We start from the raw sequence: 12319 nt of genomic DNA on the forward strand, positions 1-12319 counted from the left end.
ATATCCTCCTTATGAAAGACTTTCCATATTAAATACTTTAATGTGTTTTTTTACATTTTGATAAGTTCCTTCTGTCATAGCAGTATTCAAATCAAAATAATTGTGTTTTCCTTCTGATTTAATATATTCTTCGACTTTGTTCGTTAAGCTGTTAAAACTAGCAGTTGCAATATTTACTTTTTTAATTCCTAAAGAAATTGCTTTTTGAAAATCTTCGTCTGTAATACCGCTTCCACCATGAAGTACCAAAGGAATAGAAACATTATTTTTAATTTGTTCTAATACATCAAATGCTAATTTAGGTGCTACTGAATAATTACCATGAGCATTTCCTATTGCCACAGCAAGTGCATCAATGCTTGTATTTTCTGTAAACACTTTTGCATCTTGTGGGTCAGTACAGCGTATACCATGGTCACTGCTTCCGTCTTCACTACCTCCTACAAGCCCAAGTTCTGCCTCTACTGTCGCACCATATTTTTTGGCCAATGCTACAACACTTTTTGTTTTTTCAATATTTTGTTCAAATGGAAGTGTAGAAGCATCTAACATTACAGAAGTAAATCCAAGTTCTAATGCTTGCTTTACAGTTTCCAATGTCAAACCGTGGTCTAAATGTACTGCAACATCTACTTTTGACTGTTTTGCTGCTGCCACCATCATAGGGCCTATCATATGTAAAGGAGAATAATTCAAACGTACTTCTGCAATTTGTAATATAATAGGTGTTTGCATTTCTTCTGCTGCTTTGATTGCTCCCTTTATCATTTCCATGTTTGCTATGCTAAATGCTCCACAGCCTATATTTTTATTTTTTGCATTTTCTAACAATGTTTTCATTTTTACAAGTGGCATACTATACCTCCTATTTTTGTAAATGCTTTATAAAAATTACCATAAATTTTTATAAATTTGTTTTACATCTTGTTCTGTTACTTCTCTCATTGTATTTTGAGGGCTTCCACTATCCATGGCATCAAATGCCATTTTATCAATTTGATTAAAAAATTCCTCTTTATTGATACCAAATTGCTCTAATGTTGGTGTTTCTAATTCTTTTGTAATATTTTCCACAGCTACTAAAAATTTCTCACTTGCTACTTTGTCACTGTCGCTTGCTGTTGCAACACCTATTTTTCTACCCAATACTGCAAAACGGTCATATGCTCCTTCTAAGGCAAATTTTAAACATTCTTTCATGAGCATAGCATTTGATAAACCATGTGCTACATGGAACAATGCACCGATTGGTCTACTCATACCATGAATGATAGTAACAGAGGCATTATTAAATGCAATACCACCTTCTAAAGCTGCAACAGACATCTGCACTCTTGCTTCTTCATTTTTTCCATCATGGAACGCAATAGGTAAATATTTGAATATACGTTCTACTGCAGACAATGCAAAAGTATCAGATAATGTTTGCGCTTTTCTAGAAGTATATGCTTCTATTGCATGGCACAGTGCGTCTAAACCGGTAGCTGCTGTTACTTTTGGTGGTGCTGTCATAGTAAATTGTGGGTCAATAATTGCCAATTTTGGAATTAATACTTTTCCTTTTAAAAGCATTTTAATATTCTTTTTGGTATCTGTAATAATGGTAAATTGTGTTGCTTCAGAACCAGTACCAGCAGTAGTAGGGATTGCCACCATAGGAGGTACTGCTACATCAATGACTTTTCCCATATAATCAGAAATATTTCCGCCATTTACTACCAATGAACCAATTGCTTTCATAGAGTCAATAGGACTTCCTCCACCTAGTGCAACTAAGAAATCACAATTTTCTTTTTTGTATAAATTTAATCCCTTTTCAATCATAGTATCGGTAGGCTCACCTAATATTTCAGAATAAATGACATAGTCAATACCTTGATTTTTTAAAGCTGTTTCTACTTTCGCACAGTTTCCCAAATCAATCATAACAGTATCTGTAACAATCATTGCTTTTTTTCCTAAACTCTTTAAAGACTCCTCTGCCATATTTAATGCACCTGAACCTGAAATAATTTGACTTGGTACAATAAATTCTCTTGCCATAATAAAAACTTCCTTTCTATTTTTTATATTTTGTTTTCCTATCTATTTTATAAACTATCATGTAACCAGATATATCTTTCATCTTCACAACGGTCTGTTTGCAGCCATGGATTACCTTCTATATGGCGTATCATCCAACAAGTATACATTTGAAAACCTGGAGCAACTGCTTGTGGGTGTAACTCTCCTCCCGGAATAGCAGAAAAACTGCCATCTACACTTTTAAATACACTCTCTCCTACAAAACTTGCTCCAAATCCTTCTGGGCGGTCGAATTTAAAATAATATACTTCTGGCTGTGGGTGTCTGTGTGGCAAATATCCTGACCAATTTCCCTTATCATTTAACACTTCTCCTAATACCATATTAGAATATGGTGCAATATCATGGTCAAATATCGTATTTACACGTCTTTTTGCCACATTTCCAAATTTTCCCACACAAGAATATCCCCAAGGTGCGTCTTTTGGTTGATAAAATTTTGCGTCAAAAATAATATCATTTTTCGTACACTGTACTAATATTTCTGAAGCACTTTCTGCAACTACTTCTACTTTTGTATCTTTACAGACATGAACACAGTAAGGTCCTTCTGTAAATACATCTTTTCTACTTGCTTTTTGCTGAAAATTATGATAGTGATATACAACATTTCCTGAAAGAAGCAATATCGCTGTTTCTTCCTCTGCTTTTTGAAATACTCTTGTTTCTCCTGCACTCATACGATAAACGCGTACATCCATCATCATAGCTTGATACTCATTGTCATAAGTTGTAAGTGTTTTTTCGTTATTTTCATCAAATTTTGGATAGCCAAATACTTTCATATTTTTATCTCCTTATCAATATTTTCTTGCTTCCCTTCTACCTTCCATCACTTTTTCACAAGCCTCATTGACAGACTGCTTTGTTGATGTTGTAGCAATACCTACATTCCACCATGACTCATACCCGTCTGTCATTGTTTTTGGTATAACTTTTAAATCAAATAAACAAGCAATGTTTTGTTTTTTTGCATCTTCTAAAGCATTTTCTAATTCTTGTATTGTTTTGCAAGTATATGTTTTTAAGCCATACCCTTCTCCAATTTTGGCATAGTCCACTGGTATTAAATCTCCTACTGGTTTTTTGCCATCTGTATAACGAAACTCTGTTGCAATACTTCCAACACCATGATTCATTTCTAAATTGTTAATACAGCCAAATCCGCAATTATCAAACAGTATAATATTAACTTTTTGTTTTTCCTGTATAATTGTCATAATTTCACTATGCAACATTTGAAAACTGGAGTCGCCTACAACGCAATAAACTTCATTTTCTGGTTCTGCAAATTTTGCTCCTAATGTTGCTGCTACTTCATATCCCATACAAGAATAACCATATTCTGCATGGTATCCGCCTCTTTTATCTGTTGTCCATACTCTTTGCATACAACTTGGTAAAGAACCGCCTGCTGTAATCATAACAGCATTTTTATCAATAATTCTGTTTATTGTCGCAAGTGCTGCTGTTTGTGTAATTTTTCCACCTGTTAATTTTACAAATTCTGGTATGGTACGCAAATCTCTTGCCTTAATTAAAGGTTCAAAATCCTCTCCTGTATATGCAATGGAAGCAAGTTTTTGCATTTCTTTATCCCATACTTGTTTTGCTTTTTGTATTTCCTCTGTGTATGCTGACTGATAGTTACGTTTTCTTAATTTTTCTGCTAAAGCCTCTACAGTTACTTTTGCGTCACCTACTGCTTTTACTGCATCCATTTTATAAGCATGATAACGACAATTATTTATTGTAACAAATTTTACATCTTTATTTAAAAATAATCTTTTAGAACTTGTTGTAAAGTCAGACAATCTTGTTCCTATGGCAATAACAACATCTGCCTGTTTTGCAATAATATTGCTTGCATAAGTTCCTGTTACGCCAATACCGCCTAAACAATAAGGGTGACTGGATTTACAAGCACTTTTTCCACCTTGGCTTTCTCCAAATGGTATATGAAATTCTTCACAAAATTTTTCTACAGTTTCTCCTGCTTCAGAATATCTTACGCCACCACCTACTACAATAATCGGTTTTTTTGCATTTGCAATTACTTCTGTAATGTCTTCTAATTCTTCCTCTACTGCAACAGGTCTTGTAATTCTGTGTACTCTCTTTTCAAAAAAGTATTCTGGATAGTTATAGCTTTCTCCCTCTACATCTTGTGGTATTGCAATGCAACAAGCACCCGTTTCTGCTGGGTCTGTCAATACTCTCATTGCATTGATAAGTGCTGTCATTAACTGCTCTGGTCTTACAACTCTATCCCAATATTTACAAACTGGTTTAAAAGCATCATTTGTAGTTGTTGCTAAACTGTTGCTTTGTTCTAACTGCTGTAATACAGGGTCAGGCTGTCTTGAGGCAAAGGTATCTGCTGGAAATACCAAAAGAGGAATATTATTTACAGTTGCAGTTGCACAAGCTGTTATCATATTTGCAGAACCAGGACCAACAGAAGCTGTACATGGTATTATTTTTCTTCTGTTACTTTGTTTTGCAAATGCTGTTGCAACATGACACATACCTTGCTCATTTCTTCCCTGCATGACTCTTAATTGTCCTGGATTTGTGTCAAGTGCCTCTCCTAATCCAACAGCAATGCCATGTCCAAATATGGTAAAAAATCCTTCTACAAATTTTGTTTCTTTTCCATCCATAGATACATATTGATTATCTAAAAATTTTACAATGGCTTGTGCAACTGTCAATTTAATTGTATTTTCCATAAACACACCCTCCTTTTTATACTCTTGCAATCATTTCGCCATATTGCTCTTTTTCTTCTTTTATAAATTGTTTTACTTGTTCTGCATTTGGTAAAGAGTCAGAGCAGTTGTTGCTTCTTACCATCATAGATGCTTCTGCGGAACCAAATTCCAAGCAATCAATGATTTCCCAGCCTTGATACAATCCATATAAAAATCCAGAACCATATCCATCACCGCCGCCAAAACCTTTTCTTGCTTCTACTGGGAATGGCTTAATAGAAAAATCTTGACCGTCACAAGTATAAGCAGTAGAGCCTTTCATACCATGCTTGATTACTACGATTTTTGCATTATATCCATGCCATGCTTCTGCTGTTTGTTTATCTGTTCTGTTTGGCTGTATCAGTTTTTCTGTCAAATCAAATTCTTCTCTAGAGCCCATAATAATATCTGCTTCTTTTGCAACTATAGAGTAGTAAATGGAAATTTCATCTGTATTTTTCCAATTATATTCTCTGTAATCTATATCAAAAATAACCTTTGTATTATTTTTCTTTGCTAACATAACTGCTTTTAATGTTGCCTCTCTGGAAGGACTTTCCGCTAATGCTGTACCAGAAACCAATATCGCTTTTGCACTTTTAATATATTCCTCGTCTATGTCTTCCACAGATAACTGCAAATCTGCAATGCAATTTCTATACATCAATATACTGCTTTCTTTGCTGGAAAGCATTTCTGTAAAAGTTAATCCTAATTTTTCACCATTGGTACATCTTGTAATATGAGAGGTATCAATTCCTTGTTCATTAAAATAATCAACTACATATTCTCCAAATTGGTCAGCAGAAACCTTTCCTATAAATCCCGCTTTTAAACCATGTCTTGTAACGCCTACTGCTATGTTTGCTGGAGAACCTCCTACAAATTTTTCAAACATATGTACCTTTTTTAGTGGCTTAAAGTCTTCTTTTACTTGGTCATTATAAGCTGGGTTAAAATCAATGGTTACTCTGCCCAAAAGTATTAAATCAAGTCTTCTTGCTTCATCAAATTCAATATATTTCATGTGATAGCCTCCATTCTATTTACTTTGTTTGCGTGCATTTATTCTATTCACTTTTGTTTGATTTATTATAGCACGCAAATATATTGCGTGCAAGTATTTTTTGATGATTTTTTATTTTTCTGCACACTGTATAATAAACAATATATTTTTTTAGTAAATACAACAATTTTTTATACTGTTTGCGTGCTTTTTGCACGCAAAGCATAAAAAAAGAGCAGTATTCTTATCAAAATACTGCTCTTTTCTTTATTTACAAATTATATTTTGTTTTAATATTGATATCTGTATATAAAAACTCGCTTTTGGGTATTTGTCCCTTTCCTAATATATTTGCTAAAATATAAGGAGGACGATAACCTTGTATATAGCTGTTTTGGTCAATCAAAAAATCTGCAACATTATCTATTAATATTTTTTCATTTTTAGGCGTTTTATCATATATAATTACATGAGGTCTTTTTTCTATATTTAGTTTTTCAAAAGCCTTAGCAATTCCAGACTGTCCACCTGATACAACAAATATTCCATTCACTCCAGAAACATCTTTTATTGTATTTTCAATAATACGTTCTACTTCTTCTGCTTCGTCAAAACTTGCCTGCACTCCTGCAATACTTAATTGTGTATAGTTTTTTTTGACTTCTTCTATAAATCCATCTACTCTTGCATTATTTACAGAATTGCTGAAAAATCCCGTAATAATTAAAATTTTTCCAACTCCACCTGTTAACATATTCATCAAACCTGCTGCTGTTTGTCCACTTTTTTGGTTGTCCATTCCTACAAAACAACATCTTTTTGTTCCTACAATATCGGAATTAAATGTAACAACAGGTACTTTTTTTTGTTCTATTAGCCAATTTAATTTTAAACGAATACTTTCACAATTTACAGGCATAATTGCTAAACCATCAATACCTATTTCTGCAAGTTCTTCTATATATTTTAACTGTATTTTCTCATCTACAGAAAGTACTTCTTTTACAATAATTTCAATGCCCCATTCTGCTAATTCCTCTTTTGCTTGCTGTATTCCTTTGTTTACCTCTAACATAAAGGAAGATTTTGCAAGTTGATTGATAATACCTATTTTTATTTTTTTCTTTTTTATTTCTGATTTTTTTCTAATTGTGGGAGTATATCCTAATTCCTCTGCAATATTTTTTATTCTCTCTGCTACATCAGGGGCAATTCTTCCTCTATTATTTAATGCTCTGTCAACTGTTCCTCGAGATACGCCTGCTTTGTCTGCAATTTGTTGTATTGTTACTCTCATAATCTTTTACACCTACCTTTTAATATGCACGCATATTTTGTTATGGCACACAATGATATTATTATTCTACAACATAAATAGATAAAAGTAAAAAGAAATACAAATAATCTGTCAATTCTGTGCTATAATAAATAAAAAAAGGAATATAGTGTAACCTTTCGAGTTTCTAAACTTTCCATGTATCAAAGCATTTATTACAGTATTTTGAAACATTAATATGGAAGAAAATACTGCATTGAAACAACTCATGTTATTTTATAGATTTTCCAAAGAAGAAGCACTAAAATATATTAGCAAATAATATAGAAAAAAGAACAGCAAAATGTTATATTTTCTGTTCTTTTTTCTTTTTTGATTTTATTTATTTAACAATTCTTTTTCAATTCTTTCTCTTGCTTCTGGGGCTTGTTTATTCATTTTTTCTGGAAAACCAAACATAGATACACAAGCAATATTGTCTCCGCCTGCTTTTGGAGCATTAGGTTTTAATTGTTTATTTGCAAAATCCATTTCTCTCAATGTTTGGAATATACCATCAAAATCAACATCGCCTTCTCCCATTGCTAAATGTTGATGCACTGTAACATCTGCTTTTCCTCTACCATTTAACCATGGTGGATTTAATATATAACGACAATCTAATGTTTGATTAAAAGTATCTGCAAATAATACATGTGTTAATTCATCACCTGCATAGCGAAGCATAGAACGCACATCACCTTTTCCCTCATCATAGAAAAATCCGTGAGGAGAAGAATAAACATATCCTAAATTTTTGGAGCGGAAAGATTTTACCATGTCACAAGTTTCATTGTTTAATTCACAAAAATCATATGGGTGCGATTGTATTTCTACTCTAATCCCTTCTTTTTCAATAATAGGAAGCAACTCTTCCATAGATTTAAACCACATACCATTACAAATTTCCTGCTGATTTGGGTCACCCGACAATTCTGTATTAATAACCTGTACCCCCATATCTGCTGCAATTTGTATCATTCTTTTCCAATTTGCTACAGCAAATTGTCTTTGTTCTTCTGTAGGACCTGACCAACGATACACTACAATAAAAGAAGAAATTTCAACACCAGTTTCTTTTAATGCTTTCCTGTATTCCATTTCACATTCTTTGGAAAACAAAGGGTGTTTATAAAATGGATTAATGCGAGGATGAGGAGATTGTTCAATATATTTATAGCCCCAATCGGCAACTTGGTGTACCATTCTATTGATGTCCATTTGTTTTGCTAATACATCAACGTCAAATGCTATTTTCATAAATCATACCTCCTTAAAGACCAGTTTTTTCTGCAATATATTTTCTTGCTTTTAAAGCATATTCTAAAGGATTCGCTTTTGCTGGGTCTTGTTCTGCCTCTACTACAACAAAACCTTCATAATTAGCATCTTCCAATACTTCAAAAATTGGCTCAAAGTTTACATCACCATCTCCGGGAACGGTAAAAACACCTTCTCGTACTCCTTTTAAAAAGCTCCATTTTTCTTTTTTGGATTTTTCAACCATATCACTGCGAATATCTTTTAAATGTACATGTTTTACACGATTTACATATTTTTTTAATACTTTTACAGGGTCTATTCCTGCAAATGATAAATGTCCGCTATCAAACAATAAATATACCAATTCTGGATTTACCATTTCCATAAATTTATCAATTTCTTGTTCTGTTTGTACCACTGTACCCATATGATGATGGAATGTCAATGTCATGCCTTTGTCTTTGGCAATTTTTCCTAACTTATTTAATCCATCCGTTAATAATTTCCATTCCTCGTTATTCATTATGTATTTGCCTTCCCAAACAGGTTGGTCTAATTTTCCTTGTATACTGTAACTTTGTTCTGAAACACCTATTACTTTCGCTCCCATAGTATGTAAAAAGTCTATTGCCTTGATAAACTCTTTTTCTGTTTGTTCATATGGTTTTGAAATCAAAAAAGAAGAAAACCATTGATTACATATTTCTATCTTTCTCATATCTAAAGCCTTTTTTAAAACAACAGTATCTGTAGGATATTTTCCACCTACCTCTGAACCTGTAAATCCTGCAAGTGCCATTTCACTAACGCACTGTTCAAAAGTATTTTCTTTTCCCAAATCTGGCATATCATCATTTGTCCATGCAATCGGAGCAATGCCCAATTTCACTTTATTTTTATCTAACATCGTTTTTTCACTCCATTTCTTTTTGTTTTATGTAATTCAATATCATATTTATGGCATTGTTTACTCCAACTTTACCCACATTGATAACCATATCATAATATTGTGGGTCATTTCTTTGCGTTCCAGTAAACTTTTGATAATAATGATTTCTTTGTTCATCTCTTTTATCTAAGTCTTTTAAGCTTTCCTCTTTATAGTATTCTGCTGCTTCTTTTTGTCTATATTCATCATCAGCATACAAAAAAAAGGAATACGTATGCGGTTTATTTTCTAATATAAAATTAGCACATCTGCCTAAAAATACACCAGGTGATTTTACAGATAATTCTCTAATAATTTTTGTTTGTACCTTAAACATATCACTTGCTGTCAAATCTCCAGCAGTGCCTGCATTTCCATAGGCATAGGGTGAAAATGTAATTTCTTGCTGTTCATTATAGGAGTCAAAGTAGTTTTCAATATCTTTCATAGAATAGGAATCCATACCAAATTTTTCAGCCATAAGACATATAATTTGTCTATCATAAAGGCGGCAGTTTAATGCTTTTGAAACACCTTCTGCTACTTTTTTTCCACTTGCACCATATAAACGACCTATTGCAACATTGATTTCATTTCCATTTCTATCAGTATTTGTTTGTTGCTCTATATTTTCTAAATTTTTGCCTTCCCTTGCAATCAGTTCTCGCATCATTTTATCATATGTTTTATCTAATTTATAACAAGCAGCAATTAAAAACATGATAACCCATATTGCGATAGGTACATATAAATAAAAACCTTTGATTGCAGTGATTGCTTCAACTGTTTGTTCTGCTGCTGTTGCTTTTAATCCATCAAATGCAGCAAAAGAAAGAATAGCACCCATAATCGCAGAAGTAAAACCAGAACCTGCTTTTTGTCCCATACTCATAGAGGAAAACATCAATCCTTCTACACGGACACCTGTTTTCCAATGTCCGTATTCTATTGCATCACTTGGTAAAGAATATTGTGTTCCATAAAATGGTGCGATACCAAAGCCTCTCATAATACAAGTTAAAATTCCTAAAGGTACACTTGTAATATTTAAAAGGAATACAAGTTGTCCAGCGATACCTAATATACAACCTGCACAAATTAAATTTCGTTTTCCATATTTCGGAAGTATTTTCGGCAGCATGGCAATCCCAATAATGGTTGCTATTTTTTCTGCTGCGGATAAAGGCATTACTAAATTAACATCATTTAAAACATATTGACAGTAATAGGTTAAATCTGTACCTATAATAATTTGATAAGCAGTATAAAAAATCATAAGCCCTAAAGCAATTAAAAAATATCTATTTGTAATAGTTGCTTTAAAAGCTGTTAAAAATGGAATGTCAGATTTTTGTTCTTGTGCCGCTGCTTTTACCCTCTCTGTACAAGTACAATATGTATTGATTAACACAAATACAGAAACAGTTGCATAAACAGCAGTCACAATAATCCATGCGGCTTGTGTGTTATGGATAAGTGCAGCAACTTGATTTATGATAGGTAATGTAAATGCAGTAATTACCATACTTGCTGTAATGGATAATACCATACGAATATTACAAATGGTATCTCTTTCTTTTCTGTCACGACTCATCAAAGAGCCTAAAGCATGAAATGGTTGGCTGATTGCAGTATATACTACTGTATTCATAATGTTATAAGTGACAAAAGCATAGATTATTTTTCCCATATCACCCACATTTGGCATGGTAAACAATAAAATTGCAGCCAAAGCATAAGGAATGGCAAGTCTTAATATCCATATTCTTGCCTTTCCATATTTTGAATGGGTACGGTCAATAATGGTTCCCATAAGCACATCAGAAAAACCATCAAACACCCTAGACAAAAGCATTATCATACCAACAGAACCAGACGAAATTCCTACAACATTAGTATAAAAATATATTAACAATGTGGTCGTCATAGTATACATCAATGTTAATGCAGGGTCACCAAAACAATATGACAGCTTTTCTGACAATGGTACTTTAATAAACTCATTCATATCTTTGCCTTTTTGTTTAAAGTTTAATAATTCTGGAATACCTCCTTGTACCATACATTTCCCCTCCAATCATTTTTTATTAATACGACTGCCTTAGACAAAAGGCAGCCGTTTTTTATTTATCCAAAATATTTTTTTACAAATTTCTTTGTTACTTCAGCAGCCTTTTTTACATTTTCTTCATGAGACATTGCATAGTATTCAGGACGGAATTCTTCAATGGTACATACACCATCAAAACCAATTTGTTTCAAAGCGGAAGCAATGCCAGCATGGTCAACAACGCCTTCTTCTGGCCATAAACGCTTGTCATCTCCGCAAGAGCCTAAAGGCAAATCTTCACAATCATTTAAATGATAAGCAAATATTTTATTTCCATCTGCTGCTTTTAAATCTTCTAATTTAGAGCACATTTCATGAAAATGGAAGGTATCTACTGTAATTCCAACATTAGGACGGTCAACTGCTTTTACAACGTCATAAGCTGTACCAAATTGATTAATAGAGCAGTTTGGTGCACCACAAAATTCAAGTGATATTTTCATATCATTTCCAACTTTATCAGAAAGATAACGCAATCTTTCTACAGCTTCTGCTTTGATTTCACTGACAGATTTATCTTTTACATCAAAAGAAGGTACTGTAATCAACATTTTCATGCCGATTGCCTTGGAAACTTCCATAATAAAGTCTACTTCCTCATCAATTTCTTTTTCTCCAGCTTTATCTCTTTGGTTAAAGAAAATCAAAGTATTATATGCCCATGGTTTTAAATGGTGACTTTGAAACCAATTTGCTAAATTTTCTAATGTATTTGTTTCTAAATATTCTCTGATACAGTCAAAACGAATTTCTATGTAATCAAATCCATATTTTTCACACATTTCAAGGTCAGCAATCAAAGATTGTCCTTTACATTCTAATGCTGTCGCTTCATTAAATCCTATTTTCATATTTC

General features: G+C 32.9%; 10 protein-coding genes. All 10 read right to left on the reverse strand.

All coding sequences use genetic code 11. The features are described from left to right. Positions 1-9: 9 nt before the first annotated feature. On the reverse strand, positions 10-855 hold the full coding sequence (locus tag C820_RS12635) for a class II fructose-bisphosphate aldolase (RefSeq protein WP_004033228.1): 846 nt from the start codon (positions 853-855) through the stop codon (positions 10-12). 36 nt (positions 856-891) lie between these two features. Beyond that, positions 892-2043 carry an iron-containing alcohol dehydrogenase gene (locus tag C820_RS12640; RefSeq protein ID WP_004033226.1) on the reverse strand — a complete coding sequence of 384 codons (1152 nt, stop codon included), beginning with the start codon at positions 2041-2043 and terminating at the stop codon, positions 892-894. A 47-nt stretch (positions 2044-2090) separates the two neighbouring features. Beyond that, positions 2091-2870: a 5-deoxy-glucuronate isomerase gene (locus tag C820_RS12645; protein ID WP_004033217.1), complete on the reverse strand. Its 780-nt coding sequence runs from the start codon at positions 2868-2870 to the stop codon at positions 2091-2093. Between the two features lie 15 nt (positions 2871-2885). Next, positions 2886-4817 carry a 3D-(3,5/4)-trihydroxycyclohexane-1,2-dione acylhydrolase (decyclizing) gene (iolD, locus tag C820_RS12650; protein WP_004033215.1) on the reverse strand — a complete coding sequence of 644 codons (1932 nt, stop codon included), beginning with the start codon at positions 4815-4817 and terminating at the stop codon, positions 2886-2888. Between the two features lie 16 nt (positions 4818-4833). After that, on the reverse strand, positions 4834-5868 hold the full coding sequence (gene iolC / locus C820_RS12655) for a 5-dehydro-2-deoxygluconokinase (protein WP_004033212.1): 1035 nt from the start codon (positions 5866-5868) through the stop codon (positions 4834-4836). A 250-nt stretch (positions 5869-6118) separates the two neighbouring features. Further along, positions 6119-7144 carry a LacI family DNA-binding transcriptional regulator gene (locus C820_RS12660; RefSeq protein ID WP_004033211.1) on the reverse strand — a complete coding sequence of 342 codons (1026 nt, stop codon included), beginning with the start codon at positions 7142-7144 and terminating at the stop codon, positions 6119-6121. A gap of 357 nt (positions 7145-7501) precedes the next feature. Continuing rightward, a complete protein-coding gene (locus tag C820_RS12665) occupies positions 7502-8422 on the reverse strand; it encodes a sugar phosphate isomerase/epimerase family protein (RefSeq protein WP_004033208.1) in 921 nt (306 codons plus the stop codon). 13 nt (positions 8423-8435) lie between these two features. Next, entirely contained in the window at positions 8436-9332 is an 897-nt protein-coding gene (gene iolE, locus C820_RS12670) for a myo-inosose-2 dehydratase (RefSeq protein ID WP_004033207.1), read from the reverse strand. 7 nt (positions 9333-9339) lie between these two features. Next, positions 9340-11415, reverse strand: coding sequence for a cytidylate kinase family protein (locus C820_RS12675; RefSeq protein ID WP_004033204.1), 2076 nt, complete (start codon positions 11413-11415; stop codon positions 9340-9342). Positions 11416-11480: 65 nt separating this feature from the next. Further along, positions 11481-12314, reverse strand: coding sequence for a sugar phosphate isomerase/epimerase family protein (locus C820_RS12680; protein WP_004033202.1), 834 nt, complete (start codon positions 12312-12314; stop codon positions 11481-11483). Between the last annotated feature and the right edge of the window lie 5 nt (positions 12315-12319).

It is taken from the genome of Clostridium sp. MD294, assembly GCF_000364165.2.
In the GTDB taxonomy this organism is placed as follows: Bacteria; Bacillota; Clostridia; order Lachnospirales; family Anaerotignaceae; genus Coprocola.